Genomic DNA, 26,482 nt, shown 5'->3' with positions numbered 1-26,482 from the left:
ATATGACTGGAATCATCGCGCACCGCGGCTTCAACGGCCTGTACCCGGAAAACACCCTTCGCTCCTTCGAGGAGGCGCTCAAGCTGGACATCGCCGGCATCGAGTGCGACGTAAACCTGACGGCAGACGGACAGGTGGTGGTCATCCACGACTTGACCGTAGACCGCACCTCTGACGGCTCTGGCGAGGTGGCGCAGATGCCTCTCGACGAGCTCCGCCAACTCAACATCGGCACCGAGGACGATCCGCAGCAGATCATGCTGTTGGACGAGCTGTTGACTTTGCTGAATCAGTATCCCGGCAAGCACATTCTCATTGAGACGAAGCACCCGTCGCCGTTCGGCGGGGTGCTGGAAGAGGCCGTGGCCGACGTGCTGCGCTCCCGAGGCATGGAACGTGATCCGCGCGTCCACCTGATCTCTTTCAACCCGGAGGCGGTCGAACGTTTCCAGCGTCTCTTGCCGGAACTTGAGACGTTTCTGCTTGTTGAGGAGGCATTCGAACCAGTGGGTGCTTGCGGCGCCGGGCCGAGCGTACGCATGGCGAAGGCCCACCCCGAGCTGCTCGGCGGAGAATTCCGCACCTACGTGTGGACCGTGAATCTGCCTAAGGACATGATCTGGCTGCAGCAACACGGCGCGTCGCTGATCGGCACCGACCTGCCGCATATCGCGTTAGAGACCTTGGCGTAGCGTTCGCGGCCGTAGCGTGGCCGGTACGATTGCGCGCATGGTGCAACGCAAGCCGAAAAAGAAGAAGAACCGCGAGGACCTGCCCGAGGGCATGTCCCGCCGCGAGGCCAAGCTGGCCGCCCGCGCAGCCGAGCGCGAGAAGCTGCAGAAGGACCCCCGCCCGTTCGGCGGCCTGGCCGCAGAGGCCGACCTGGTCGCGCTGCAGGAGTTCGTGCCGTCCGCCGTGGCTAAGTTTGACATCAAGGGCACCCCGGTGAACATCGTCACCGTGCTGCCGGGAGCCGGCGCCGCGCTGGTGCGCGAGGAGTCCGAGGGCGGCGAGCGCTTCGTTGCCCTGCAGGTCACCTCCCACTCCCAGAACCCGGGCCGCGACCTCGCGTACGCCCTGAACTGGGTCGTCGATGCGGCGCCGGGCGAGACGCTGCAGTCCACCGTCGCCGATGGTTCGCAGCCGGAGCTCGCTTCGCTTATCGACACCTCCGTGGTGCCCGACATCACCACCTACGACGATTTTGCCTGGTGGTTCCCCGAAGGTGCCGCCGTTCCGCCGCAGATCCAGCAGGCGCTACAGCAGGCCAACGACGCTGTCCTGCCGTCCGAGAAGGTCGGCGCGGACCTGCCGGGAGCGATCTGGTGGGTCAACCCCGGCGGCGGCAAGGCCCACATCCGCTGGGTGCGCACCGAGGACAACGAGGCGCAGATGCTCTCCGCGCTGGCCCGCATCGCCGCACGCGGCGAGCTGAACCTGGGCGAAGGCACCAAGTTCGCCGGCGCCTTCCGCACCCACGGCTTGGTCGTGCCGGTATTCGACCTCGACCCGTCCGTGGAGGCAGGCTCCTACGGCGAGGCGCTGGCCGCGCTGAACAAGCAGATCGAGGCGGAGTACACCAACGACGCTGCGTTGACCGCCGACGAGCGCAAGCAGCTGGACAACATCAAGTCCCGCCAGGTGACCATCTAGCCGTAAACCTTCTTGCCGGCGACCCAGGTCTGCCAGGTGATTGGCATGCCTGGGCGGTAGGCCAGGTTGATGGCGTTTTCGGCGTCGAGGATGTGCAGGTCGGCGGCCGCGCCCGGCACCAGCGTGCCCTTCGCCGGACGGCCCTGGGGGTCCTTGCCGTCGCCGACGTTGTGGCGTCGCAAGGCTTTGGCGCCGCCGGTGGTGGCGGCTTCGATGGCCTCGTCGAGGGTGAGGCGCTGCTGCAGCACCGCGGTGGTGACGCAGAAGTTCATCGAGGACGTAAACGAGGTGCCCGGGTTCAGGTTGGAGGCGATGGCGACGGTGGCGCCGGCGTCGATGAGCTTGCGGCCCGGGGCGAGCTCCTCGCGGGTGGACAGGTCGCAGGCGGGCAGCAGCGTTGCGACGGTTTCCGATTCCGCCAGCAGCTTGAAGTCCTCATCGGACAGGTAGTTCACGTGGTCGACGCTGGCCGCGCCCATCTCCACGGCGAGCTTCACGCCCGGGCCTTCGCCGAGTTGGTTGCCGTGCACGCGAACGCCCAGTCCAGCCGCCTTGCCGGCCTCGAGGACGCGGCGGGACTGCTCCTCGTTGAACGCGCCGCGCTCGCAGAACACGTCGATCCACTGCACGTGGTCCTTCACCGCGTCGAGCATCGGGCCGACCACCTCGTCGAGGTACTCCTCGGCGTCCGCCCCCGGCGGCACGAGGTGGGCGCCGAGGAAGGTGACCTCGTCGACGTGGCGGGCGGCCACGCGCGCGGCCTCGGCCTCGGATTCGACGTTCAGGCCGTAGCCGGTCTTGGTCTCAAACGTGGTGGTGCCGAGCGCCTGCGCCGCGGCGATGCGCTCCGCCACCAGCTTGTCCAGGCGCTCCTCGCCGGCGGAGCGGGTGGCTTCCATGGTCACGGCGATGCCGCCGGCGGCGTAACCTTTGCCGGCCATGCGCGCCTCGAATTCCTCGGCGCGGTTGCCGTCGAAGACCATGTGCGAGTGGGAGTCCACCCAGCCGGGAAGCACAGCTCGCTTCTCGACGTCTACAGTTTCCTCCGCCTTCGCCGCCTCAGCCGGCGCCTCGTTGGCGGGGCCGACCCAGGTGACCACGCCGTCGTCGATAAGCATTGCGGCGTCTTTGATCGTGCCGAGCTCGGAGACGGTGCGCAGCTCGGAAATACCGGTGATGAAGGTGCTCATGAGTGCCTTTCTTCGGGGATTTTGCAGGGCCCAGGGTAATGAAAAGCGCTGACGCGCCCACGAGGGGGAAACGTCAGCGCTTGGGGTGTGGATTAGTCGCGCGCCTTGAACTCCATCGGGATGCGCACGCCGCGCTCCTTGGCCACCTCGTTGGCGCGGGTGTAGCCGGCGTCCACGTGGCGGATAACACCCATGCCCGGGTCGTTAGTGAGCACGGCCTTGAGCTTCGCCTCGGCGAGCTCGGTGCCGTCAGCCACCGTGACCTGGCCGGTGTGGATGGAACGGCCCATGCCCACGCCGCCGCCGTGGTGGATGGACACCCAGGTCGCGCCGCCGGAAACAGCGGTCATGGCGTTGAGCAGCGGCCAGTCCGCGACAGCGTCGGTGCCGTCGAGCATGGACTCGGTCTCGCGGTACGGCGACGCCACGGAGCCGGAGTCCAGGTGGTCGCGGCCGATGACGATCGGGGCCTTGACCTTGCCTTCCTTGACCAGGTTGTTGAAGATCACGCCGGCCTTGGCGCGCTCGCCGTAGCCAAGCCAGCAGATGCGCGCCGGCAGGCCCTCGAACTCGACGTACTCCTCGGCCGCGTCCAGCCAGCGGTGCAGGTGCTCGTTGTCCGGGAAGGCCTCCTTGATGGCCTGGTCGGTGACCTTGATGTCCTCCGGGTCGCCGGACAGGGCAACCCAGCGGAAGGGGCCGAGGCCCTCGCAGAACAGCGGGCGGATGTAGGCCGGGACGAAGCCCGGGAACTCGAAGGCGCGGGTGTAGCCGGCCTTGCGGGCCTCGTCGCGGATGGAGTTGCCGTAGTCGAACACCTCGGCGCCCTCGTCCTGGAACTCCACCATCGCCTGGACCTGCGCGGCCATGGCCTCACGGGCCTTCTTGGTGAAGGTGGTCGGATCCGCGTCGGCCTCGTTGTGCCAGCTCTCGAACGGGATCTCGGTGGGCAGGTAGGACAGCGGGTCGTGCGCGGAGGTCTGGTCGGTAACGATGTCCACGGTGAACTCGCCGGCGCGGTGGCGGCGCAGCATCTCCGGGAACACCTCAGCGGCGTTGCCCACCAGGCCCACGGACAGGGCGCGCTTCTCGTCCTTCGCCTCGGTGACCAGCTTAATTGCCTCTTCGAGGTCGGTGGTGACCTCGTCGAGGTAGCGCTTGCCCTGGCGGCGCTTCAGGCGGCCCTCGTCAACATCCACGATCAGGCAGGCGCCGCCGTTGAGCGTGACGGACAGCGGCTGCGCGCCGCCCATGCCGCCGCAGCCGCCGGTCAGGGTGAGGGTGCCGGCCAGCGTGCCGTCGAAACGCTTCTTCGCAACAGCCGCGAAGGTCTCGTAGGTGCCCTGCAGGATGCCCTGGGTGGCGATGTAGATCCAGGAGCCGGCCGTCATCTGGCCGTACATCATCAGGCCCTCGTCCTCGAGCTCGCGGAAATGCTCCCAGTTCGCCCAGTCGCCCACCAGGTTCGAGTTGGCGATGAGCACGCGCGGCGCCCACTCGTTGGTCTTCCACACACCGACCGGCTTGCCGGACTGCACCAGCAGGGTCTCGTCGGACTCGAGGTCCTTGAGCGTATCGACGATCGCGTCGAAGGCTTCCCAGCTGCGAGCAGCGCGACCGGTGCCGCCGTAGACGACCAGGTCGTCCGGGCGCTCCGCGACCTCCGGGTCGAGGTTGTTCTGCAGCATGCGCAGCGGCGCCTCGGTCTGCCAGGACTTCGCCGAGATCTCAGTGCCGCGCGGGGAGCGGACCTCGCGTGCGCCTTCGGACCAGTTCTTCGCCATGGGAATTCCTTTCTGTTGTTGCCCAATCGAGGTATCGGATAGACAGTAACGCCCGTCACACGGGTTGGGTTGGTCGGTTTTGGGCGATTTGTCTCGGATATGAGACTTTTGGGTGGTGCGGGGTGGGGCGTTTGGCACTGGTCGCGCGGGAAAGCACAGACCCTGGGAGGCAAAGCCTGGGAACGGCCGGAGTTGTCAGTGGGTGAATGCGCCACCTCGACTTGGAGGTTGTTGTGGCTGGTCGTTGGACTCCGAAGGATGTGAAGGCTGCTTCTGTGGCGCGGCTTGTTGCAGGCGATGATGTCGGCGAGATTGCTCGTGATGCCGGAGTGGCAGAGGCCACGGTTTATGAATGGGTCAAGCAAGCTGGCGCACTCCCACCGATGAAGGCGTTGGCGCGTGAGCGTGACCAGCTTGTCGACGACGCGGTGGCGCTGGTGATGTCAGGCATGTCGGTACCGGACGCGGCTGCGACGTTGGGCATGTCACCAGGGGCGTTGTACCAGCGGTTGGCGAAAGTCGGTGTGCGGACCGAACTGCAGCAAAAGCCCCGTATCACCCCGCAGCAAAAAGCAGACGCGGTCGAGCGAGTATTAGCTGGTGAGCCGGTTGACAAGGTCGCGGCAGCGTTCGACAGGTCTGCGAATTCGGTGTATCGCTGGGTGCAGCAAGCACGCCAGGAGAAAGCGGCGAAACGCGTTGATGCGCCACAGCGCGCGGACACGCCGGATGCTTGCGCGGTAAAGACCCCTGCACACAGCAAAGTTGATTCCGTGCCAGCACCAATGAAAACACAGGCAGGCCACGTGCCTGCCGCCCATGCCGAGGACCGTGTGAAAGTCGGCCGCGGGGTCCAACTGTCGTTTGAAGACCGCCTGACGATCCAACATGGGTGCAGCCAGGGATTGTCAGCCAGACAGATCGCCACACTTCTGGGGCGCCACCACAGCGTGATCAGCCGGGAAATTGCCCGCAACGGATGGGAAATCATCGACGATGACGGCGAAAAGAAGGTGTTCTACAACGCCCGGCGTGCCCACACGGGTGCTCAGGCGCGTGCGTGCCGGCCGAAGGTGCGCAAGCTCGACGACAACCCGGCACTTCGCGCTGTGGTGGTGGAGTGCCTTGCCCGCCGGTGGTCACCCGGGCGCATCAGTGTGTGGCTTCAGCATGCTTTCGCCGATGATGAAAGCATGCGTATTTCCCACGAAGCGATCTACAGCGCCTTATACATCCAGGGCAAAGGCAGCCTGCGCGCCGAGCTTGAAGCGGTGATGAAGACCCAAGATGTGCTCATCCGCGGCGGGAAACGCCGAAAAACCCGGCCCCGCAATGCAGGTCTGCTCACCGGCAAGCCGTGGATCAAAGGCGCTGAAATCACCAAGCGCAGCCCAGAAGCCGACGACCGGGCAATCCCCGGGCACTGGGAAGGCGATCTTGTCATCGGCAAAGGCGGCAAAAGCGCGCTGATCACCCTAGTTGAGCGCACCAGCCGCTACACCCTGCTTGGACATCTGCCCACCGAACACACATCGATGACGGTGATTGCAACGATCCAGCAGATGGTCAAAGACCTCAACGCCGAACAGCTCAAGACCATCACCTGGGACCAAGGCGTGGAAATGGCTGAAACCGCACGTGTGCGCATCAAAGACGGCTGCGAGGTGTACTTTTGCGACCCGCACTCGCCGTGGCAGCGGCCCACCAACGAAAACACCAACGGTGAGATCCGCCGCCGGTTCTACAAGAAAGGCACCGACTTCGCCGAAGTCACCCCCGAGCACGTCGCCTGGGTACAAAACGAACTCAACGACACACCACGACAAGTCCTCGGCGGAGCAACACCACGTGAAATACTCGAGCAAATATTCAAACGTGGCGCATTAACCGCTTGATCCCGCCGCCAAAATCGGCGCGATCCCAGGCTTTCGATCCCAGGGTCTGTGGGAATTGGGGAGTGAGCGCGGCGCGGTTCCTGACACATTGCGGCGGCCGTTTGTGGCGACCTGGGGCGATCGGGGCCGCCTGACAGATTCCGCCGCGAAGTGTCGGGGATGTGAGGATTTGTTCACTCGCCAAGGCGCGGCGGGCACACAACCGGGAGCCCAAAGCCCCCCAAACGCCTAACGCAGTTGGCCCACCACAGCCTCGACGGCCTCGACGTAGTCGCCGCCCTTGACCAGCTGCACGGAGTGCTCGATTTCGGGGGAGAGGTAGCGGTCGGTGCCGGGGCCGTCGACAAGCTTGCGCAACGTGGACACGGCGGCACCGGTGCCTGCGGAGGGCTCGCCGTGGCGCATGTCCAGGGCACGGGCGGCGGTGAGGATCTCCACGGCGAGCACGCGCTGCAGGCCGTCGATGCTGCGGCGCAGCTTGCGGCCGGCGGACCAGCCCAGGGAGACGTGGTCTTCCTGCATCGCGGACGACGGGATCGAGTCGGCGGAAGCGGGCACGGCGTTGCGTTTGAGCTCGCCGACGATGCCGGCCTGCGCGTACTGCGCGATCATGTGGCCGGAGTCCACGCCCGGGTCGCCGGCGAGGAAGGCGTTGAGGCCGCGGTTGCGGGCGGGGTCCAGGAAGCGGTCGGTGCGCCTTTCGCTAATCGACGCCAAGTCGGCCACGACAATCGCCAAAAAGTCCAGCACGTAGGCCACGGGTGCGCCGTGGAAGTTGCCGTTGGAGGCCACCCGGCCGTCCTTGGCCACCACGGGGTTGTCGTTGGCGGCGGCGAGCTCCCGGTCGGCCACGGTGGTCACGTGTGCCAGCGTGTCGCGGAATCCGCCGGCGACCTGCGGGGTGCAGCGGATGGAGTAGGCGTCCTGCACGTCGTTGGCCTTGAAGCTGTCCAGGGCGGCGGCGAGGATCGGCGAGTCCGCGGCGACGGTGCGGATGTTGTAGGCGGAATCGGCTTGGCCCGGGTGGGGGCGCAGCTCCTGCAGGTCTGCGTCGAAGACGGACAGGGTGCCGTTCAGGCCCTCGACGCTCATGGCGGTGGCGATGTCGGAAACCTTGGCCGCCTCGCGCAGGTCCGCGATGGCCAGGCAGAGCATGCCGAGCATGCCGTCGGTGCCGTTGATCAGCGCCAGGCCCTCCTTTTCGCGCAGGACCAGCGGCTCGATGCCGGCGGCTGAAAGCGCCTCGGACGCAGGGACGATTTCGCCGCCGCGGACGCGGACTTCGCCCTCGCCGAGCAGCGCCAGTGCGCAGTGGGCCAGGGGCGCCAGGTCGCCGGAGCAGCCGAGCGAGCCGTACTCGCGCACCACCGGGGTGATCTCGGCATTGAGCGCGGCGGCGTAGGTCTGCGCCACCACGGGGCGCACGCCGGTGCGGCCCGTGCACAGCGTGGACAGGCGCAGAAGCATCAGCGCGCGGATGACCTCTTCCTCCACCTCCGGGCCGGTGCCCGCGGCGTGGGAGCGGACCAGGGAGACCTGCAGCTGGGCGCGCATGTCCTCCGGGATGTGCTTGGTGGCCAGCGCACCGAAGCCGGTGGAGACGCCGTAGACCGGGGTGGGGTCTGCGGCGAGTTCCTCGACGCGCTCGCGGGTCGCAGCGATCTCATCCAGAGCCGCCTGGTCGATGGTGACCTCGGCTCCGTGGCGGGCGACGGCCACAACGTCCTCGACGGACAGGGCCCCAATACCAACTGAAACTGCGTGTGTCATGGGCGTGATACTAGCCCACAAAAGTGCGTCCGATCACACGTTTCCGAAGAACTGTGCGCGCAACCCTTCGGCGGCGGTCTGCAGCGCGCTGACCAGCTGCTGCGTGTCCGCTCTGTCCACAGCGAAGGTCACCGCGAGCGCGGCCGCAGGGCGCGAAAGGTGGTCCAGCACAGCCACCGCCACGGACTCCTGGCCACGGGAGATGGCTTCGCGCTCGGTGGCGAACCCTTGGCGTCGATAGGCAGAAAGCTCCTCTTTGACCTCGCTGTAGCGGCGGCGCTCGCCCGAGGAGTTGTACGCGGCGCGCAGCTCCGCCTCCGGCAGCTGCGCCAGCATGATGCGCCCAGAAGCGGTCTTCAGCGACGGCAGGCGCACGCCCACCTCCGTGACCAGCGACACCGCGCCGGGGGCGCGCACCTCGTGCAGGTACACAATCTCCGGTCCGGCAAGGCGCGTCAGGTGCGCTGAACCGCCCGCGAGCTGCGCGATCCGTGCCAGCGGCTTCGTGGCCAGCCGCACCAGCGGCTGCTGCGTGGTGTACGCCTGCGCCATGCGGTACGACGCCAGCCCCAACCCGTACGTGCCCGGTTTGCGCAGGTGCACCACAAACCCGGAATCCTCCAGCTCGCGCAGCAGGTGGTAGGTGGTGGAACGCGGCAGGTCCAGCTCGCGCTGGATGCGGGTGGCGGAAATCGGCGCGTCCGTGGTGGATAGAAGCGCCAGGATGCGCAACACGTTGTGCGCGGCGGGAACCTGCGGCTTATTCATCGCATTAAGTATGCCCACGGCGCTACCCTCGGAGGGCATGAATACCGTAACTGCACCGCTTTTCACCCCCGCTTCCAACTGGTCCGGCCGCAACGACGGCCCTGGCCCTGAGCACGCCCGCTGGCACAGCGTCGTCGACACCGCCGCCGAGCCCACGGAGGGCGCCGTGCACCTGATCGGCTACGCGTCCGACGAGGGCGTCGAGCGCAACGGCGGCCGCCAGGGCGCGGCCAAGGGGCCGGAGGCGTTGCGCGCGGCCCTCGGCTCGCTCGCGGTTCACGAGAGCACATCGCTTCTCGACGCCGGCACCGTGACCACCCAAGACACCGACCTCGAAGGCTCCCAACGCGAGCTGTCCGACCGGGTGCGCGACCTCGTGGCGGCGCAGGGCGCAGACGGGATGACCGTGGTCCTCGGCGGCGGGCACGAGACCTCGTTTGCCACCCACCGCGGCGCCTACGGGGCGATCGGGCCGATGCAGGTGATCAACTTCGACGCCCACTTCGATCTGCGCACCGAAACCCGCCCCACCTCCGGCACCCCGTTCAAGCAGATCGCCGGCCTGGTGGGCGAGGACTTCGACTACAGCGTCTTCGGCATCTCCAAGCCCAACAACACCAAGGTGCTCTTCGACACCGCCGACGAGCTCGGCGTGACCACCGTGCTGGACACCGAGCTGGCGGAGATGACCGTGCGCGAAGCCGCCGAGCGCGCCGTAGAGGCGGTGGCCGGCGACAAGCCGATTCATCTCTCCATCGACCTGGACGTGCTGCCGGCGGCGGTCGCGCCGGGCGTGTCCGCGCCCGCCGGGTTCGGCGTGGAGTACGCCAAGCTGCGCGCGATGGTCGCCGCGGTGGCTGCGACGGGGCGCGTCGCGCTTCTGGACGTCGTAGAGCTTAACCCCGACTTCGACGTGGACAACCGCACCGCCAAAGCTGCCGCGCGGCTGATTGACGATGCGGTTGTGGGGGCGAAGCTGCGTCGATAGGCAGCTGCTTCTTAGAAGAGCAGGTGCGCCACCGGCACAGTGATCAGCACGGTGAGCACCACGCGGATGAACCAGATCTGCACCATCTTCCAGATGCTCAGCGGGATGTCGGTGGCCAGCACCGCCGGCACCATCGCCGAGAAGAAGAAGATCTGGCTCACGCACACCACCGCCATGGTGAACTTCAGCACCATGTCATCCGAGCCTGCGCTGAGCGTCGCCGGCAGGAACATCTCCGCCAGACCCGACGCGAGCGCGCCCGACGTCGCCCACGGATCCGGCAGGCGCAGCGCCCACACCAGCGGGTAGAACGCGACGCCCAGGATCTTGAACACCGGGGTGTAGGTGGCCAACACCAGGCCGATCGTGCCCACGGCCATGATGCCCGGGGTGACCTGCACGGCCATGATCAAACCGTCGCGGAAGTTCGCCCACAGCACCTTGCCCAGAGATTCGGCGCGGTTGAGCTCCAGCTTCGCCTCGCGCCACGCGGCCTTGAAACGGTTGCCCTGAATCTCCTTTTCCGGGTGCGGCTGCGCGCCCGGGTAGTAGTCCTCCGGGATGCGGGTAATCGGTGGGATGCGCACCACGATCGCGGTGACGATGAAGGTGATGATGAACGTGATGAAGAAGTACGCCGTCCAGTGCTCCATCATGTCCAGCGTCTTCGCCACGATGACCATGAACGTCGCGGACACGGTGGAAAATCCCGACGCGACAATCGACGCCTCGCGGCCGTTGTAGCTGCCGTTTTTGTACATGCGGTCCGTGATGAGCAGGCCCAGGGAGTATGAGCCCAAAAACGACGCCACCGCGTCCACCGCGGACTTGCCCGGGGTGCGGAACACCGGGCGCATGATCGGCTGCACCATCACGCCGATAAATTCCATCAGGCCGAAGCCGACGAGCAGGCCGAGGAAGATCGCGCCCACCGGGATGAGCAGGCCCACAGAGATGACCAGCTTGTCCAGGATGAACGGGCCGATGTCAGGGTTGAACAGCCACGCCGGGCCGAAGCCGAACGTGAGCATCGCGCACAGCACGATTGCCAGCACTGACAGCCCCGCGAACACCATGCGCGGGTAATCCTCTTTCCAGCGCCCGGAGACGAACTGGTAGATCGTGCCCGCGATAATGGCGAACAGCGCCAGGTAGCGGGTGCCCTCGCCGAGCGTGGTGGTGATCCAGCTGACAATGTGGTCCAACAGAATCGTGGACTTGGAATCGCCGATGGTAAACGGCACGAAGAACGCGAAGATGCCGATGGCGCTGTAGACGAAGAAGCGCCACACCGCCTTCGGTTTCGGGTCAGCCTCGTCCGCGGTGCTCTGTGGTGCGGGTTGGCCCTGGTTTTCGGCGCGGGTGATGTGTTCGGTGTTGTCGGTGGGGTCCTCAATGCCCTCGAAGCGGGGATTGTCCAGCTCCGGGATCAGCGCCTCCGCACCCGCCGGCAAGTTCTTCACCGGCCAGGCGGGGGAAAACCTGCGCCGAGAGTTCACCGGCTTCGCAGTCTCGTTCATGGTGTCCTTCCATCTCGTGCGTTTAGCACCGCAAAACCCTGCGGATATTGCGCAGAACGGAATTTTTCGGTGTCGGCGCATAATTTTTACACGAAAAGTGACGCAAAGCACAACTAGATGTCCTATGTTCTCTAGTTACCTGCAAGGTTTCCCTGAAAACTCCCAGCGCATACCCCTTTAGGAGGGTCCCGTGGAAGGTTTTATCGACTCCCTCAACGGTGTGATTTGGTCCAACGCACTCGTCTATCTGTGTCTCGGCGCGGGTGCGTACTTCACGCTCGCCACCCTGTTCCTACAGATCCGCTGCCTGCCGGACATGATCCGCCAGCTCAAGTCCGGAGAAAGCTCTGAGCAGGGTATTTCCTCGTTCCAATCCCTGATGATCTCGCTCGCCGGCCGCGTCGGTGTGGGCAACATCGCCGGCGTGGCCACCGCCATCGCGTTCGGCGGCCCGGGCGCGGTGTTCTGGATGTGGCTGGTGGCCCTGCTCGGCTCCGCCACCTCGTTCATCGAGTGCTGCCTCGCCCAGATTTACAAGGAGACCGACCGCGACACCGGCGAGTACCGCGGTGGTCCCGCCTACTACATTGAGAAGGCGTACAAGCACACTGCCGCAGCCCCGTTCATGCTGGTCTACGCCATTATCTTTGCGGTGTGCATGCTGCTGGCAACGTCCTACTTCCTGCCAGGGATTCAGGCCAACGGCGTGGCTGCGGCCGTCGATAATGCATGGGGCATCAATATCTGGGTTTCCGCCACGATCATGACCGTGCTGCTCGCGTTCATCATCATCGGCGGTATCAAGCGCATCGCGAACTTCGCCTCCATGGTGGTGCCGTTCATGGCCGGCATCTACATCATCATTGCCATCGTGGTGCTGTTCGCGAACGCTTCCCAGATTCCCGAGGTCTTCGGCACCATCGTCCGCGCCGCCTTCGACAAGGAAGCCGCATTCTCCGGCATGCTCGGCGCCGCCATCATGTGGGGTGTCAAGCGCGGCATTTACTCCAACGAGGCCGGCCAGGGCACCGGCCCGCAGTCCGCGGCCGCCGCCGAAGTCTCTCACCCGGCGAAGCAGGGCTTCGTCCAGGCGTTCGCCGTCTACATCGACACCCTGTTCGTCTGCTCCGCCACCGCCTTCATCATCATCTCCACCGACATGTACCAAGTCTTCGAGGGCCAGTCCGAAGACGGCGCGGTGATCTACGAGGGCTCGCTTACCGACGGCATCCCTGTCGGCCCCGGCTACGTCCAAGAAGGCCTGAACTCCTTTGCCGCCGGCCTCGGCCCGTCGTTTATCGCCCTGGCAATCATGTTCTTCGCCTTCACCACCGTGCTGGCGTACTACTACATGGCAGAGACCAACTTCACCTACCTGAACCGCTGGGTGAAGAACGAAGGCGCACGTAAGGCCATCATCTGGATCCTGCGCGCCCTGATCCTCGTGGCTGTCTTCATCGGTGCGACCACCACCCCGGGCACCGCCTGGGCGCTCGGCGACATCGGCGTCGGCGCGACCGCGTGGCTCAACATCGTGGCGATCATCTTCCTGCAGGTCCCGGCGCTGAAGTGCCTGTGGGACTACCGCCGCCAGAAGAAAGCTGGCATTGACCCGCACTTCGACCCCGAGGCGCTGGGCATCAAGAACGCCGACTTCTGGGTGGAGCGCAAGAACCGCATGATCGAGGCCGGCACCTGGCCGGGTGTTGAGGGCAAGGTTGTCACCACGACCCGCAACATCTAGCCGTAATCAAACCGGCTACCTACTGCCGCCGTAATCAAACCGGCTGTCGTGGCTGGCATGATCCGGGTGGTGGGTGTGGTCTGTTTCCGGAGCGGGGTGATCACCATGGTGATCACCGGAATGGTGGGGAGTGCTCATGACGTTCCTTCCGCTCAACCCGGTCGGGGTCGGGATGATGGGTAAAACTGATCAGGATAAGACGGTGTAGCCGGCCTCTTCGATGGCCCGGCGAACCATCTCCGGAGGTACGGCACCGGTGACCGTGACGGTGGAAACACCACCAGCAGCGAGATCAATCTGGACGTCGTCGACCTGGGGGAGGGCCTGAAGGGCCTGGGTCACGCTTTTCGCGCAGTGCCCGCAGGTCAGGCCGGTGACCTGGTAGCTAGGGGAGGATCCTCCTGTTGACGAGTCGCTGGCGGCAGGGATGGAGGCGGTGTCGACATGTGAGGCAGGTCCGCAACAGCTGCAGCCATGGGAGGCCATTGGCAAGAGGTGGGGCGGGGGGTTGGTCATGGGAAAGCTCCTATGGGTCGGTGGGATGCGGTAACGCTCGCTAGCATATACCCCCCCGGGGTACATTTTCAAGGGGCGGAGGGCACGGCCCTGACGCGGGGCAGGGTGTGGTCACCGAGCAGCCTCCTCGCTGTCGGGAGGGGACAGCGGGAGGCGGAGGGCAAACACCGCTCCGCGACCGGGTCCGGGGGAGGTGGCGGTGAGAGTGCCGCCGTGGGCCTCGATCAATGCCCTGGAGATAGTCAGACCGATACCGGCCCCGCCGTTATCCCGGCTGCGGGCGGCATCCCCCCGGTAGAAGCGTTCGAAGATGTGTCCGAGCTGGCTAGGTGGGATGCCCTCGCCGTCATCGGCGACGTGGATGAGCGCGGTGGACGCCCCCTGTCGGTGGACGCTGATCCGGACCTGCCCGCCGGCCGGGGTGTGCCGTAGCGCGTTCGACAGGAGATTGCTCATCACCTGGCCGAAGCGTTGCCGGTCCACGAGCACCCGGGCGGTGTCCGTAATGGTCTCGACCTGTAAATCGACGCCTTTGTCGGCATAAGCTTCCCCCGCGGCAGCAGCGGCGGTATGGAGCAGATCCCCGAGCCTCTCCTCCGCTAGGTCCAAATCGATCCGGTGTTCCTGGGCCCGGGAGACATCGTCAATGTCTTCCATCAACCGGGTCAGGCGGGTGAGTTGGTCAGCCATGATCGCGTGGGTGGCATTATCCCAGTCCACGACCCCGTCCTGGAGACCATCGAGGTAGACCGTGAGCACCGATAAGGGCGTGCCCATTTCGTGGGCCAGATCAGAGAGCATCTGGCGGCGGACCTGTTCGGTGTGTTCCAGCCGGTCGGCCATGGAGTTGAAGGCATGCGCCAGGGTGGTGACCTCGGGGCCTGCTTCTCCGGCGGGCACGCGGATACGATAGTTGCCGGCCGCCAGGCTGGTAGCGGCGCGGGTGAGATCCTGCAGGGGGGTGCGCAGGCGACGCGATAACCACAGGCTAGCCAGCAGGGCGCTGATCAAGGCGGTGGGCAGGGCGACGGCCAGGGTGATCAGGTTGGCGTCCCGGTAGGCCTGCTCGGCATGGAACAGCTCCAGCGAGGGGTCCTCCCGGCCGGCCATCGACATATGATCATGAAACAGGGTCGGGCCCACCACCGTGGCCACGGCCGCGGCCACCAGCAGGCTAATCACCACGACCAACACCTGGGCGGCCAGGAAGCGGAAGGTCAGGCCGGGTCCGTGATTCATGGCTGCCCCACCCGGTAGCCCACGCCACGCACGGTGTCAATAAACCCCCGGCCCCGGGTGTCGGTGCCGAGCTTGCGACGCAAGTTGCCGATGTGGACATCGACGATGCGTTCATCACCGACCCAGGTGGTGTCCCAGACCTCGGCGACCAGGTCGTGGCGGGTCAGCACCTGGCCGGGGCGCAGGGCCAGGGCAACCAGCAGCTCGAACTCCGTGCGGGTGAGCTCCACGGTCGTCTCCCCCACCCGCACCTGATGGGCGACGGGGTCAAGGATGAGGTCACCAACGATCAAGGGGGTGGTCACCTGCGGTGGGGTGGTGCTGGTGCGCGGGCGGCGCAGCACCGCATGCACCCGGGTCACCAGTTCCCGGATGCTAAAAGGTTTGGTGATGTAGTCATCCGCCCCCAGGGTCAAACCGCTGATCTTGTCGTCCTCGCTGCCACGCGCGGTGAGCATGAGGATGTAGCAGTCCGAGAAGGTGCGGATCCGTCGGCATACCTCCAGGCCGTCGAGTTCGGGCAGCCCCAGATCCAGTACCACAACATCGGGGGAAAAGCGACGGGCCTCGTCCACGGCCTGGGTGCCGGTGTACGCCTGGCGGGTATCGAAGCCGGCCCGGATGAGGTAGGAGGCCACCATCTGAGCCAGGGGTTGTTCATCATCGACGACCAGCACCCGCCCCGGGGGCGTGGCGGTGGTCGGTGTGTGGTCAGCCATAGACCCCAGTATCGCTCCGGCAAGGGGGAATACCACCCTCGCTCAGTGCCCGGCGGGGAAATCTTCATCAAATCTTCAAACATCACCCTTCGACCGCCGTCACCCCTGTGCCCTACCCCGGGCCGGCGGCATCGCCTCTCCTCGTCGGTTCAGCAGGCGCCACCAGGGATTTCACTGCCTGCACCGCATACCCGGGGCGGGTAGAACGACATCGCCCACGGCTGAGAGGTGGTGTTCCGGTGGTGACCCAGCCCACCGAATTCACCCCCTTTTCGCCCTGTTATAAGGCTGTGAGCAGGGTTTTTGAATCCTAGTCCGTCAGGCACCCGTGCTAGATAAAGGTATGGCATCGACCTTGAGGCGGTGTCTTCTCACGGTCCTACCACGATCCAAGGAGATTGACGTGAAACGAGCAGCGATCGCAGCCGCGGCCCTTGCCCTCGCCCTCACGGGGTGTTCGGCCGCCGACCCGGAACCCACCGCCGACGGGACGGAGTCCCAGGACACATTCCTGACTACCCATGGCCTGGCCGACATGGACGCGGTGGAGATCATTGATCACCTCGACCGGCAGAAGGTCACTGAGCGTCCCACGGATCTGATCGCCTCAGTGCGTGCCGATGAACTACTGCTCTCGAGCGATGACCAGGAAGTCGCGCTCGATCTTCCCGACAATCAGACGTATGTCTCGATCGCACCCTATCTCACCTCCACCCACGACTGCTTCTACCACAGCCTCACGACCTGCCAGGGGGAACTCGACAATGAGGATATCCAGGTCACGATCACCGATGAGGCGACCGGTGAGGTACTGGTGGACGAGGCGACAACCACCTTCGACAACGGGTTTATTGGCTTCTGGCTTCCCGATGATGTCACCGGCCTGATTGAGGTCAGCTACCAGGGGCATACCGGCTCCACGGAGTTTTCCACCACCGACGACGGTGCCACCTGTGTCACAGACCTGCGCCTGACGTGATAGCTCAGCAGGATCCTCACCTGCGACTGTCTCCCGTATCACTGAAATCTTGCACCAAGGAAGGTTAAATCATGACGAACGCGTTTTCCCGACGACAGTTTCTGCTCGGCGGGCTCGTCCTCGCCGGCACCGGGGCCGTGGCCGCCTGCACCAGCGACCCTGGACCCGCTGCCTCGGCACCAGGTCCCTCCCTTCGCCCCACTCCCACCCCCACTGCGCTCGGTGAGCCGACGGTGCGCCGGACACTGACCGCCCGGCCCCTCTCCCTGGATATCGGCGGCATCGAAGCCAAGACGTGGGGATACGTCTCTGACACCGGGGATGCGGCCATTGAGGCCACCGCCGGCGACGTCCTGCAGGTCGATATCACCAATGAACTGCCTGAGAGCACCTCCATCCACTGGCATGGCATCGCACTCCACAACGCAGCCGACGGTGTGCCCGGCATGACCCAGGACCCCATTGAACCTGGCGAGTCTTTTTCCTATGTTTTTGAAGTCCCCCACGGTGGCACCTACTTCTACCATTCCCACACCGGCCTGCAACTCGACCGGGGTCTGCACGCCCCTCTGATCGTCCGCGACCCGGACGACGCTGAGGATCAGGACGTCGAGTGGACCATCGTGCTCGACGACTGGGTCGATGGCATCGACGGCAGCACTCCCGACGATGAGCTCGACAAGCTCACCGGAATGGGTTCGGGCGACCATGACGGGAGGATGGGAATGGGAGGTCACGGCCAGATGATGCACGGCACCCCGGACCGGGTACTGGGCGGGGATGCCGGCGATGTGATGTATCCGCACTACCTCATCAACGGGCGTATCCCCCGTGCTCACCGGACCTTCGAGGCTCGCCCGGGCGACAAGGCCCGCCTGCGGTTTATCAACTCCGGCGGTGACACCATCTTCAAGGTGGCTCTCGGTGGTCACCGCATGACCGTCACCCACACCGACGGCTTCCCTGTCCAGCCCTGGGAGACCGAATCGATCTACCTGTCGATGGGCGAGCGTGTCGACGTCGAGGTCATCCTCGGCGACGGCATCTTCCCGCTCACGGCTTTGGCGGTGGGTAAGGACGACCGCGCCTTCGCCGTCATCCGCACCGCCGGCGGCCAGGCCCCCCGCCCCGATGTCGACTTCCCCGAGTTGTCGTCCACCGGACTGCTTCTGTCCTCCCTAAAGCCAGCAGACCGTGCACTCCTGCCCGAGGGCACACCAGACCGAGAAGTCAGCATCGACCTGGGCGGGCAGATGATGCCGTATGAATGGAGCATTCTCACCGACGGCCAATCCTCCTCCGCGACCGTGCAGGAGGGCCAGCGCCTGCGGATGGTCATGCGCAACAGGACCATGATGCCCCATCCCATGCACATCCACGGCCACACGTGGGCGCTACCCGGCAGCGACGGGCTACGCAAGGACACTGTCCTTCTCCGCCACGGTGAAACCATGATCGCCGACCTGATCGCTGACAACCCCGGTGAGTGGGCATTTCACTGCCATAACGCCTATCACATGGAAACCGGGATGCTCAGCTCGCTTCGCTACGAATAACCCCCACAGCAGGGGTGGAGTGCCGAGGTGGGCAGAGTCGCTGCAGACCACCCACCGGGCAGCACGATGACCTCCCTCGGTGTTGTGGTCTTCCGGGACAACCAGAACACCGTCTTCTTCCCCACCGCCCCGGAAAACCGAGATTATCTACGCAGAGGAGGAACGTGCCCCGCTGCCGGACTTCTCCGGCCCGTCGCTGATGGAGGAGGGTGAGGAGATCAGCCTGTCTGTTTTTGAAGGCGAGGTCGTCGTCCTCAACGCTTGGGGCCAGTGGTGTGCACCGTGTCGGGCGGAAGTCGATAACCTGCAGCTTGTCCACGCAGATCATGGAGATGTACTCGTACATATTTCCCAGCGGCTGCGTATCTGTGGCGCACTACGCTCTTGCTCTGCGCTGGCTCACCGACTTCAACACTGCCGGGTATGCTGCTGTTGTTGCCGTTCAGGCGCTACTGTTAATGCTGGTTGCCGCGGTATCGTCTAACGAGGCGGCTTTTCGCAGCCGCTGGTCGGGCTGGTGGCTGCTCACCCCTGCGGCCCTGGTGTTATTGGAGGCTGTGCAGCACCGGTTCCCGTTCGGCGGTTTCCCGTTGTCCGCTTTCGGATACAGCCAGACCGATGGTCCTTTCATGGCGGCAGCGCCCCTGGGAGGGACTCTCCTGGTGACCGCGTTGGCCGCAGTTGCGGGGGCCGTTGTTACCGCTGTCATCTTCGGGCCGAGACGAGCCCGTGCAGCATCCGTGGTCGCAGTGGTCGTGGTACTCGCGGTACCGGCGTTCGCGTCAACGATCGTAGATGATACGGCAGAAGGCAGCCTTGACGTCGTGCTCGTGCAGGGTGGAGGCCCCGTGGGCTTCGCGCGGTCAATACCGATCCGTTTGATACGACCCGCCGGCACCTACAGGCTGCCGACGATATCACCGGGGACCCTGATCTGGTTCTGCTGCCCGAAAACGTCGTCAATATCGACGGCTCAATCGACGGGACGCGCGTTGATGCAGCTTTCGCTGAACTGGCCAGGCAACTCGACACGAACATCGTCGTCGGAATTACCGAATCTGAGGATCAACATTTCAGGAACGCATCCATAGTGTGGGGGCCGGACGGGACCCGGTTAGGACGCTATGAGAAGCATCATCGTGTGCCGTTCGGCGAGTACATCCCTATGCGCAATCTGATTGAACGACTCAGCGAGGACGCACGGTTCATCCCCCGCGACGCCATTGCCGGAGAGGGACCGGCGGTGCTCGATCCCAGCGGGACACCACGATTGGGGATCGTCATTTCTTATGAGGTCTTCTTCGCCGACCGGGTCGCTGATGCCGTTCGCAATGGTGGGCAGCTACTCCTCGCACCGACCAACGCCGCGTCTTTTGTGACCGAGGAAGTACCTGCAATTGAAGTGGCCGCATCCCGGATGCGTGCCCGCGAGTTTGGCCGCACCGTTCTCCAGGCTGCCCCCACCGGATACTCCGCAGTTATCCAGCCCGACGGCATAGTCTCACAACTCAGTGGCCTGGGCACGAACGAACTGCTGACGGCAACCGTTCCCCTTCATACTGGTTTGATGCCGTATGCGCGCATGGGGGATACACCCCTGTTGGTTCTCGCGATGCTGGCTCTTGCATGGCCTGCGGTTACCGGCCTCGTCAGCTGGCGCAGGAGAAGGCAGGTTACGGGAATATCCCACTAAACGTGGATTACGGCACCTGCTCCTCGTTGGCGGGACGCTCGCCGCCCCCATATATGACGAGCACGGACTGCCTCCCCTGTGCCCCGGTCTGGCCTGCCTGGAGAAGCTATCAAGTCCGGGCTGTGTCGGCGATGAGTGAGAAGCGTCTCTGCGGTCTGAGGCGGGTGCCTCACGCCCAGTCACTGTCGCCGGTTCCGGTGTCGGGGCCGGTCCTGGTGAGTGCGGGAAGGTTAGAAGGTGACGCCGTGCTCGGCGAACCAGGGCAACGGGTCGACCGCCCCGTTGCCAGTCGGGTAACGCTCGAGGTGCAGGTGAGAGCCGGTGGAAAACCCCCGGTTGCCCATGCCAGCGATCCTCTGACCAGCGGTGACGCGTTTTCCAACGGTCACGTCGAAAGTCTCCATATGACCGGAGACGGCAATCGAGCCATTATCGTGCTGGATGCGGATCCACTGCCCGAAACCGGAGGCCGGGCCGGAGTCAATGACAGTGCCGCCCATCGCCGCGAGGATCGGGGTACCTACGACGTTGGCGATGTCGATACCCGCGTGGAGGGTTCCGCAGTGCACGCCGGAACCGGAGGTGAAGGTGCCTTCAGCGAGCTTGACCACCGAGGGCGCGCGGGCAGCGCGCTCCTTCTCGGCCCGCTCGGCGTTGTACTGGATGGCCTTGTCCAGCTGCTCGTCGATGTTGGCGACCGGCTTGAATTCGGAGATCGCGAGAATCTGCGGTGCGGCCTGCGTCCCACTCGAGGACAGGGCCGTGTCGTTGGTGGCCAAATCCACCTCGACGGTGGCAGCCTCCGGGGAGACCGGAGCCTCGACCTCGGCCGGGGCTTGGAACCGAGACGCTGATCAGCTCACCGTCATTGACGGCCGTGGACTACCCAGCTACAGCACTCCCCGTCGTCGCCCCGCAACTTTTCCACTCCGCCGAGACGGCGGAACGTGGGCCAGGGCGTCGATGGCGGTGGCAATCACTGCTGCCATTGCCGGGCCAGCGTGCGAAGGGCTGTCGCAGTTGAAAGCTTATCGATGATCAGATACCGCGGCACAGGTATGGACAGGCAGGTCAGTCCAGTTTGGGGTCGGACGTGAACTCCTTGTGGGAGACACCGCCCGCCTCCTGACGGGTAGCCGCTGCGGCACGGATATCCTCGCCATCCTCCAGCGCCTGAACCGCCCGGTCGTAGAAGTCCGGGGAGACCACCACCGCCCGGCGGCGGGGCCCGCGACTGGAGATGGTGACCGGTTCACCTTGGGCGGCATCAAGATAGTGGCTTTGTTCGCTGCGGAACTGACTGAGGGTGACCGTGATGCCCATACCCTTTAACGTACATTTTGTACAAGAAGTGCAGCAACGATCGCGGCCGTTCCGGAAGTCCTGCCCGCCGAACGGGACGCTTAGGGGCAGACACCTCCTTGACTGATACCCCCCATGGGTATAGGTTGAAGGTTGTTGGGCATCTCCACTCCTGCCCTTCAGGACATCAAGGAAAGGATCATCTGATGAGCGCCGTAACAAAGAAGTACATCATCGAAGGCATGACCTGCGGACACTGCAAGTCCTCCGTGGAGGAGGAGATCGGCGAGGTCGCCGGTGTGACCATGGTGGAGGCCACCGTGGATACCGGGCAGGTGACCGTCACGGGTGAAAACTTCACCGACGACGATGTTGTCGCCGCCGTCACGACAGCCGGCTACACCGTCAAGCCCTAATCCCTGGGCCCGGTCCCCGCCTCGCGTAGACACGGCCGGGCCAACCCTGCTGGATATGCCCATCAGGCCCAGCCATGCCGGTTCGATATCCCCGACGGTGCATCTGTGGGCGGGCCTTTTGGGACCTCGGAGATGCACCTCACGACTGTTTACTGAAGGACTGATCACTGATGATTCAAACTCAACCGTCGGTTGACCTACTCCAGGTCGATCTGGGCGTCACCGGCATGACCTGTACGTCGTGCTCAGGGCGGGTGGAACGCAAGCTCAACAAGCTCGATGGCGTGGAGGCCACCGTTAACTTCGCCACCGAATCCGCCTCCGTCAGTTACGACCCCACCAAAGTCGACGCCGATCGGCTGATCGAAACCGTGCGGGGTGCCGGGTACGACGCGTTCACCATGGGGGATCAACACGCCTCCGCCGTGGACAGCGGTCCGGAGGAGGACACCGAGGTGGTCGGTGACCGCCACGAACAGGCCCGCGAGGCCGAGGCCACAGACCTGAAGACGCGTCTGATCGGGTCGACGATCCTCTCCGTTCCGGTGGTCGCGATCTCGATGATCCCGTCCCTGCAGTTCATGAATTGGCAGTGGGCCCTGCTCGTCATGTCCACCCTGATCTACTTCTACGGTGGCGCCCCGTTCCACCGGGCGACCTTAACCAACCTGCGTCACGGCTCGACCACGATGGACACACTCGTGTCTCTGGGCACTACCGCTGCGTATCTGTGGTCGCTGTGGGCCTTGTTTTTCGGCAACGCCGGGCACCCCGGCATGGTGATGGAGATGAGCCTGCTGCCCCGCGATGACGGCATGGACCACATCTACCTCGAGACCATCGCCGTAGTCATCACCTTCCTGTTGCTCGGCCGGTGGTTTGAGGTCCGCGCCAAGGGCCAGTCCTCCGCGGCGCTGAAGTCCCTGCTGGACATGGGTGCGAAAGACGCCGCGGTGATCCGCGACGGTGAGGAAGTCCGCGTCCCGGTCTCCCAGCTGACAGTCGGTGACGTCTTCGTCGTCCGCCCGGGTGAGAAGATCGCCACCGACGGTCGTGTCATCGAGGGCACCTCGGCCATCGACGAGTCGATGCTGACCGGCGAGTCCGTTCCCGTCGAGGCCGCCCCCGGCACCCCGGTCACGGGCGCGACGATCAACACCTCCGGTCGACTGCTGGTCGAAGTCACCCGCACAGGTTCGGAGACCACGCTGTCCCAGATGGCCAAGCTGGTCACTGACGCCCAGGCGAAAAAAGCCCCGGTCCAGCGCCTGGTGGATAAGATCTCCTCGGTCTTCGTCCCGACGGTCATTGTCGTCTCCATCATCACCCTGATCGTCCACCTCGCCGCCGGCAGCGGGGCGAACTGGGCCTTTTCCGCCGCAGTCGCGGTGCTGATCATCGCTTGCCCATGCGCCCTGGGACTGGCCACCCCGACCGCCCTGCTGGTGGGCACCTCCCGGGGCGCGCAGCTGGGCTTGTTGATCAGGGGCCCGGAGGTCCTTGAATCCACCCGCCAGGTCGACACCATCGTCATGGACAAGACCGGCACCGTCACCTCCGGGGTCATGTCGGTCACCGGCGTCCACGCCGCCGACGGCTACACCAACAACGAGGTCCTCGCCTTGTCGGCGGCCGTCGAAGCAGGTTCCGAGCACCCCATCGCCAAGGCGATTGTCACCGAGGCCGAGCGCTCCGGGAACATCCAGGAGGCCACCGACTTCGACAGCACCGCCGGCCGGGGCGTCACGGCCACCGTCAAGGGTCACGTCGTCACCGTGGGCCGTCCCGCCGGCCAGCTGCCCCGTGACCTCACCACCGCCTTCGACCACGCACAGTCGCAGGGCGCGACCCCGGTGGCCGTCTACGTCGATGACCAGCCCGCCGGTGTGGTCGTGGTGCGCGATGTCATCAAAGACTCCTCAGCGGAAGCGGTCGCCCAGTTCCGCAGGCTGGGGTTGAGGCCGTACCTGCTCACCGGCGATAACGCGAAGGCCGCGGCCGCCGTCGCCCAAGAGGTGGGCATCGATGCGGCCAACGTGAGTGCCGAGGTCATGCCGCAGGACAAGGTCGCGGTCATCGAGAAGCTACAACATGAGGGCAAGAAGGTCGCCATGGTCGGCGACGGCGTCAATGACGCGGCCGCCCTGGCCCAGGCCGATCTGGGTCTGGCCATGGGGGCGGGCACGGATGTGGCCATCGAGGCCTCCGATATCACCTTAATGAACAACGACCTGCGCTCCGCGGGCGATGCCATCCGTCTGTCACGTCGCACGCTGGGCACCATCAAGGGCAACCTGTTCTGGGCGTTCGCCTATAACGTCGTGCTGATCCCGGTCGCCGCGATCGGTTTCCTCAACCCGGGGTTGGCGGGCATTGCGATGGGCTTCTCCTCGGTGTTCGTGGTCTCCAACTCCCTCACGCTGCGTAGATTCAAGTCCTCCCACGACAACACAAGTTCCTCACCGCAGCCCGCTCGCCCCTCCGTGCGGCAGCCGGACACCGCCTAATCCACATCCTTTTCTAGCGATAAGGAACCCCGTGTCCCCCTCCTGTGGCTGAGTCCCTCCAATCACACTCAGACCTCCGTCCCCAAGTACCTGCTCCTGACCTCTCCCCGGCCCCACCCGGCAGGCCCCTCCGGGCCGACAATCTGCCGACTACTTATCCGAATAACGCCACAGGGCGTGGGGACCATGAGGTCCTCATGCCTCATTCCATGCCCTCGGGCTTTCCATCCTGATCGACCCGCAACTGACTCAGGACATACCTGCCCCCTTTTTTCAGCAAGGAGACCATTGTGGATACTCGCACCCCTGATCAGGCCGCTTCTTCCTCGGGTGGGGCCGACACCTGTCACACCACCCATGGCTACATCAACGACAAGGATCGCTATCTCGCCCGCCTCAAGCGCATCGAGGGACAGGCCCGGGGCCTGCACAGCATGGTCGACGAGGAACAGTACTGCATCGACATCCTTACCCAGATCTCCGCGGTCAATGCTGCCCTACGCAGCGTTGCCCTGGGACTACTCGATGACCACATGAAACACTGCGTCCGTGACGCCGCCAAGTTAGGAGGAGAGGAGGCCGACGCCAAGTTCCAGGAAGTCACCGACGCTATCGCCCGTTTCGCCCGGTGACAGGCCGGGACCCGGCCACCACACCCCCGTCGAGAACGGCGGCCAGGCCACTCTGACCGCCCCTGTTGCCGGCTGGAGGCTTCGGAGTCCTGCTGCTGGCGGCGACATGATCGGGTTGATGGCCACTGTTGCTGCTGGTCGAAAAGATCGCGCCACTGAACAACCTTGACCACATCCCCACCTGCAACATCAACCGGTGCTGCCCCCAACACTCCAACTTTTTGTCCGCGCTCCCAAATCGGTTGGTAGCCGGATCTAGGTAGCCGGTTTTCCGCCTGTGGACGCTTGTTGCGCCAACCGCCCCGCTCGGCGCCCTACCGCAGGGAAGCGAACAGCGCTTCGGCCGCGGTGTCGTCCCAGAGCACCACGTTGCCCACTTCGGTGTCGGCGAAGCCGCCGATGGGCACGGTTTCCGTCTCTAGGCCGCCGCGCAGCGCGATGACGATGCGGGCGAGGTTCCACGCGTGGTCGTCGGAGTTGACCGTCAGCAGGGTGGGCGTGACCCACAGCAGACGCGCCATGCGGAACGGGTTCAAATACACGGACGGGGACAGCACGCGCGTGACCAGCGTGGTCATGAACTCGCGCTGGCGCGCCACTCGGTCCAGGTCGCCCTGGGCGGTGGCGCGGGTACGCACGTAGCCCAGTGCTGTGGGGCCGTCCATCTCCTGGCAGCCGGGTTGGAGGTTGATGTTGGCCAGCGGGTCGTCGATAGGCTCGGCGACGCAAATCTCCACACCACCGGCTGCGTCGACCACCCCGGCGAGGCCGCCCATGCCGATCTCCGCGTAGCGGTCCACATGCAGCCCGGTGTTCTGCTCCACGGTCTCCACCAGCAGCTGCGGCCCACCGATGGAGAACGCGGCGTTGACCTTGTCGTAGCCGTACCCGGGCACGGTCACGTACGAGTCGCGCGGGATGGACACCAGCGTCGGCTTTCCGCGCAGCGGCAGGTGCATGAGCATGATCGTGTCGGTGCGCACGGTGCCCAGGTCGCCGCCGGTGCCGAGGCGTTCGACGTCCTTTTCGCTCAGGCCCGTGCGCGAGTCGGAGCCCACGAGCAGCCAGTTCGTCCCCGAGGTGTTCGAGATTTGCTGGTCGGGCATGGCGGCAGTGCGGTTTAGGCGCGCGTCCGCGACCAGCACCGAGCCGATCAGCAAGGCGATGATCAGGGCGAGCACTGCGCCGCAGCCGGGGAGCTTTACTTTGCGACGCACCTTCGGCCCCCGCCGTCTCCCCCTCGAGACCTGCAGCGGGACGTCCTCCGGGGCAGGCCGCGCAGGGCGTTGCTGCACGGGACGCTGCTGCACCGGCCGGCTGCGCGGGTGCTCCGGCGCGCGCCGTGGCTCGTACGCGGCCGGGGGTTCGTAAACGGTGTGGCCCGGCTCGACCCGCGGCGAAACCCTGCGCGCGCGGGGCTCTACGCGCGTGAATTCGTCGGGGTGGCGGGCGGCGGGGTCGCGTCGAGAAGCAGTTGTGCGACGGCGAATGGGCCGGCCGTAGCGGTCCACGAGGGGCTTGCCGTCTTTGCCCAGCACGAACTCGCCCGCGTTATCGCGGGGGTCGTTGGAATGGGGCGTAGTAGACATGCGCTTAGTGTAACCAGTGTGA

The 26,482-nt window shown here is 65.2% G+C and carries 21 protein-coding genes and 4 pseudogenes; 14 read left to right on the top strand and 11 right to left on the bottom strand.

The window, feature by feature from the left end:
• Positions 1-2: 2 nt before the first annotated feature.
• Entirely contained in the window at positions 3-692 is a 690-nt protein-coding gene (locus ACX1NL_RS11145; protein ID WP_181889276.1) for a glycerophosphodiester phosphodiesterase, read from the top strand.
• A gap of 37 nt (positions 693-729) precedes the next feature.
• Positions 730-1,653, top strand: coding sequence for a DUF5926 family protein (locus tag ACX1NL_RS11140; RefSeq protein WP_458898187.1), 924 nt, complete (start codon positions 730-732; stop codon positions 1,651-1,653).
• Here the strand turns inward: ACX1NL_RS11140 and hutI are convergent.
• Positions 1,650-2,843 (bottom strand): imidazolonepropionase, encoded by a 1,194-nt coding sequence (gene hutI / locus ACX1NL_RS11135; RefSeq protein ID WP_269952609.1) that lies wholly within the window; start codon positions 2,841-2,843, stop codon positions 1,650-1,652. The two genes, ACX1NL_RS11140 and hutI, sit on opposite strands and share 4 nt — an antisense overlap.
• Positions 2,844-2,935: 92 nt before the next feature.
• A complete protein-coding gene (hutU, locus tag ACX1NL_RS11130) occupies positions 2,936-4,627 on the bottom strand; it encodes a urocanate hydratase (protein ID WP_181889268.1) in 1,692 nt (563 codons plus the stop codon).
• A gap of 206 nt (positions 4,628-4,833) precedes the next feature.
• Between hutU and ACX1NL_RS11125 the strand changes: the two are divergent.
• Both ACX1NL_RS11125 and ACX1NL_RS11120 read left to right on the top strand, forming a co-directional pair.
• Positions 4,834-5,262 (top strand): annotated as a pseudogene (locus ACX1NL_RS11125) (transposase); the annotation flags it as partial.
• A gap of 150 nt (positions 5,263-5,412) precedes the next feature.
• Complete coding sequence (locus ACX1NL_RS11120; RefSeq protein ID WP_458898929.1) at positions 5,413-6,522, top strand: IS30 family transposase; 1,110 nt, start codon at positions 5,413-5,415, stop codon at positions 6,520-6,522.
• Positions 6,523-6,750: 228 nt separating this feature from the next.
• Here the strand turns inward: ACX1NL_RS11120 and hutH are convergent, their stop codons facing one another.
• Both hutH and ACX1NL_RS11110 read right to left on the bottom strand, forming a co-directional pair.
• The gene (gene hutH, locus ACX1NL_RS11115) at positions 6,751-8,292 is read right to left on the bottom strand and encodes a histidine ammonia-lyase (protein ID WP_458898186.1); all 1,542 of its coding nucleotides are present in this window, start codon (positions 8,290-8,292) and stop codon (positions 6,751-6,753) included.
• A 33-nt stretch (positions 8,293-8,325) separates the two neighbouring features.
• On the bottom strand, positions 8,326-9,060 hold the full coding sequence (locus tag ACX1NL_RS11110; RefSeq protein WP_458898185.1) for an IclR family transcriptional regulator: 735 nt from the start codon (positions 9,058-9,060) through the stop codon (positions 8,326-8,328).
• 37 nt (positions 9,061-9,097) lie between these two features.
• Here ACX1NL_RS11110 and hutG point away from each other — a divergent pair, with 37 nt between their 5' ends.
• Positions 9,098-10,048 (top strand): formimidoylglutamase, encoded by a 951-nt coding sequence (hutG, locus tag ACX1NL_RS11105; protein WP_458898184.1) that lies wholly within the window; start codon positions 9,098-9,100, stop codon positions 10,046-10,048.
• Positions 10,049-10,059: 11 nt separating this feature from the next.
• Here the strand turns inward: hutG and ACX1NL_RS11100 are convergent, their stop codons facing one another.
• A complete protein-coding gene (locus tag ACX1NL_RS11100) occupies positions 10,060-11,568 on the bottom strand; it encodes a YjiH family protein (RefSeq protein ID WP_458898183.1) in 1,509 nt (502 codons plus the stop codon).
• A 190-nt stretch (positions 11,569-11,758) separates the two neighbouring features.
• Between ACX1NL_RS11100 and ACX1NL_RS11095 the strand changes: the two genes are divergently transcribed.
• The gene (locus ACX1NL_RS11095; RefSeq protein ID WP_181889260.1) at positions 11,759-13,312 is read left to right on the top strand and encodes an amino acid carrier protein; all 1,554 of its coding nucleotides are present in this window, start codon (positions 11,759-11,761) and stop codon (positions 13,310-13,312) included.
• Positions 13,313-13,501: 189 nt separating this feature from the next.
• Here ACX1NL_RS11095 and ACX1NL_RS11090 read toward each other — a convergent pair whose 3' ends face one another.
• The 3 genes from ACX1NL_RS11090 to ACX1NL_RS11080 all read right to left on the bottom strand — a co-directional run bounded on the left by ACX1NL_RS11090 (position 13,502) and on the right by ACX1NL_RS11080 (position 15,786).
• Entirely contained in the window at positions 13,502-13,828 is a 327-nt protein-coding gene (locus ACX1NL_RS11090; protein ID WP_458898182.1) for a heavy-metal-associated domain-containing protein, read from the bottom strand.
• A gap of 111 nt (positions 13,829-13,939) precedes the next feature.
• A complete protein-coding gene (locus ACX1NL_RS11085; protein WP_181889258.1) occupies positions 13,940-15,067 on the bottom strand; it encodes a sensor histidine kinase in 1,128 nt (375 codons plus the stop codon).
• The gene (locus ACX1NL_RS11080) at positions 15,064-15,786 is read right to left on the bottom strand and encodes a response regulator transcription factor (RefSeq protein WP_181889257.1); all 723 of its coding nucleotides are present in this window, start codon (positions 15,784-15,786) and stop codon (positions 15,064-15,066) included. Before ACX1NL_RS11080 ends, ACX1NL_RS11085 begins: the two co-directional genes overlap by 4 nt.
• Positions 15,787-16,189: 403 nt before the next feature.
• On the opposite strand from ACX1NL_RS11080, the gene ACX1NL_RS11075 reads away from it, so the two are divergent.
• The 5 genes and pseudogenes from ACX1NL_RS11075 to lnt all read left to right on the top strand — a co-directional run bounded on the left by ACX1NL_RS11075 (position 16,190) and on the right by lnt (position 20,014).
• The gene (locus ACX1NL_RS11075; protein ID WP_085957612.1) at positions 16,190-16,765 is read left to right on the top strand and encodes a CueP family metal-binding protein; all 576 of its coding nucleotides are present in this window, start codon (positions 16,190-16,192) and stop codon (positions 16,763-16,765) included.
• Positions 16,766-16,836: 71 nt separating this feature from the next.
• Positions 16,837-18,321, top strand: coding sequence for a multicopper oxidase family protein (locus tag ACX1NL_RS11070; RefSeq protein ID WP_181889256.1), 1,485 nt, complete (start codon positions 16,837-16,839; stop codon positions 18,319-18,321).
• Positions 18,322-18,400: 79 nt separating this feature from the next.
• Positions 18,401-18,637 (top strand): annotated as a pseudogene (locus tag ACX1NL_RS11065) (TlpA family protein disulfide reductase); the annotation flags it as partial.
• A gap of 10 nt (positions 18,638-18,647) precedes the next feature.
• Positions 18,648-18,953, top strand: a pseudogene (locus ACX1NL_RS11060) (apolipoprotein N-acyltransferase); the annotation flags it as partial.
• Between the two features lie 284 nt (positions 18,954-19,237).
• Entirely contained in the window at positions 19,238-20,014 is a 777-nt protein-coding gene (gene lnt, locus ACX1NL_RS11055) for an apolipoprotein N-acyltransferase (RefSeq protein WP_338025183.1), read from the top strand.
• A 230-nt stretch (positions 20,015-20,244) separates the two neighbouring features.
• On the opposite strand, the pseudogene ACX1NL_RS11050 reads toward lnt, so the two are convergent.
• A pseudogene (locus ACX1NL_RS11050) lies at positions 20,245-20,844 on the bottom strand (M23 family metallopeptidase); the annotation flags it as partial.
• 241 nt (positions 20,845-21,085) lie between these two features.
• The gene (locus ACX1NL_RS11045) at positions 21,086-21,337 is read right to left on the bottom strand and encodes a type II toxin-antitoxin system prevent-host-death family antitoxin (protein ID WP_070471922.1); all 252 of its coding nucleotides are present in this window, start codon (positions 21,335-21,337) and stop codon (positions 21,086-21,088) included.
• Positions 21,338-21,522: 185 nt separating this feature from the next.
• Between ACX1NL_RS11045 and ACX1NL_RS11040 the strand changes: the two genes are divergently transcribed.
• From ACX1NL_RS11040 to ACX1NL_RS11030, 3 genes are all read left to right on the top strand, one after another.
• Positions 21,523-21,732, top strand: coding sequence for a heavy-metal-associated domain-containing protein (locus tag ACX1NL_RS11040; protein WP_034997583.1), 210 nt, complete (start codon positions 21,523-21,525; stop codon positions 21,730-21,732).
• 170 nt (positions 21,733-21,902) lie between these two features.
• Positions 21,903-24,239 (top strand): heavy metal translocating P-type ATPase, encoded by a 2,337-nt coding sequence (locus ACX1NL_RS11035; protein ID WP_458898181.1) that lies wholly within the window; start codon positions 21,903-21,905, stop codon positions 24,237-24,239.
• 290 nt (positions 24,240-24,529) lie between these two features.
• Positions 24,530-24,871 carry a metal-sensitive transcriptional regulator gene (locus ACX1NL_RS11030; protein WP_269511641.1) on the top strand — a complete coding sequence of 114 codons (342 nt, stop codon included), beginning with the start codon at positions 24,530-24,532 and terminating at the stop codon, positions 24,869-24,871.
• 314 nt (positions 24,872-25,185) lie between these two features.
• Here the strand turns inward: ACX1NL_RS11030 and ACX1NL_RS11025 are convergent, their stop codons facing one another.
• The gene (locus tag ACX1NL_RS11025) at positions 25,186-26,460 is read right to left on the bottom strand and encodes an LCP family protein (RefSeq protein ID WP_458898180.1); all 1,275 of its coding nucleotides are present in this window, start codon (positions 26,458-26,460) and stop codon (positions 25,186-25,188) included.
• Between the last annotated feature and the right edge of the window lie 22 nt (positions 26,461-26,482).

Source organism: Corynebacterium sp. CQ3829_602738 (assembly GCF_054478435.1).
Note: the sequence above shows the minus strand (reverse complement) of the source record. Positions and strands in the feature narration are given on the sequence as shown.

What these genes read in the sequence shown, in the direction of transcription:
- ACX1NL_RS11110 (WP_458898185.1), bottom strand. Translation starts at nt 9,060, where the DNA reads ATGAATAAGCCGCAGGTTCCCGCCGCGCACAACGTGTTGCGCATCCTG.
- hutU (WP_181889268.1), bottom strand. Translation starts at nt 4,627, where the DNA reads ATGGCGAAGAACTGGTCCGAAGGCGCACGCGAGGTCCGCTCCCCGCGC.
- ACX1NL_RS11100 (WP_458898183.1), bottom strand. Translation starts at nt 11,568, where the DNA reads ATGAACGAGACTGCGAAGCCGGTGAACTCTCGGCGCAGGTTTTCCCCC.
- ACX1NL_RS11090 (WP_458898182.1), bottom strand. Translation starts at nt 13,828, where the DNA reads ATGACCAACCCCCCGCCCCACCTCTTGCCAATGGCCTCCCATGGCTGC.
- ACX1NL_RS11035 (WP_458898181.1), top strand. Translation starts at nt 21,903, where the DNA reads ATGATTCAAACTCAACCGTCGGTTGACCTACTCCAGGTCGATCTGGGC.
- hutI (WP_269952609.1), bottom strand. Translation starts at nt 2,843, where the DNA reads ATGAGCACCTTCATCACCGGTATTTCCGAGCTGCGCACCGTCTCCGAG.
- ACX1NL_RS11025 (WP_458898180.1), bottom strand. Translation starts at nt 26,460, where the DNA reads ATGTCTACTACGCCCCATTCCAACGACCCCCGCGATAACGCGGGCGAG.
- ACX1NL_RS11080 (WP_181889257.1), bottom strand. Translation starts at nt 15,786, where the DNA reads ATGGCTGACCACACACCGACCACCGCCACGCCCCCGGGGCGGGTGCTG.
- hutG (WP_458898184.1), top strand. Translation starts at nt 9,098, where the DNA reads ATGAATACCGTAACTGCACCGCTTTTCACCCCCGCTTCCAACTGGTCC.
- ACX1NL_RS11045 (WP_070471922.1), bottom strand. Translation starts at nt 21,337, where the DNA reads ATGGGCATCACGGTCACCCTCAGTCAGTTCCGCAGCGAACAAAGCCAC.
- ACX1NL_RS11140 (WP_458898187.1), top strand. Translation starts at nt 730, where the DNA reads ATGGTGCAACGCAAGCCGAAAAAGAAGAAGAACCGCGAGGACCTGCCC.
- ACX1NL_RS11040 (WP_034997583.1), top strand. Translation starts at nt 21,523, where the DNA reads ATGAGCGCCGTAACAAAGAAGTACATCATCGAAGGCATGACCTGCGGA.
- ACX1NL_RS11085 (WP_181889258.1), bottom strand. Translation starts at nt 15,067, where the DNA reads ATGAATCACGGACCCGGCCTGACCTTCCGCTTCCTGGCCGCCCAGGTG.
- ACX1NL_RS11070 (WP_181889256.1), top strand. Translation starts at nt 16,837, where the DNA reads ATGACGAACGCGTTTTCCCGACGACAGTTTCTGCTCGGCGGGCTCGTC.
- ACX1NL_RS11145 (WP_181889276.1), top strand. Translation starts at nt 3, where the DNA reads ATGACTGGAATCATCGCGCACCGCGGCTTCAACGGCCTGTACCCGGAA.
- hutH (WP_458898186.1), bottom strand. Translation starts at nt 8,292, where the DNA reads ATGACACACGCAGTTTCAGTTGGTATTGGGGCCCTGTCCGTCGAGGAC.
- ACX1NL_RS11120 (WP_458898929.1), top strand. Translation starts at nt 5,413, where the DNA reads ATGAAAACACAGGCAGGCCACGTGCCTGCCGCCCATGCCGAGGACCGT.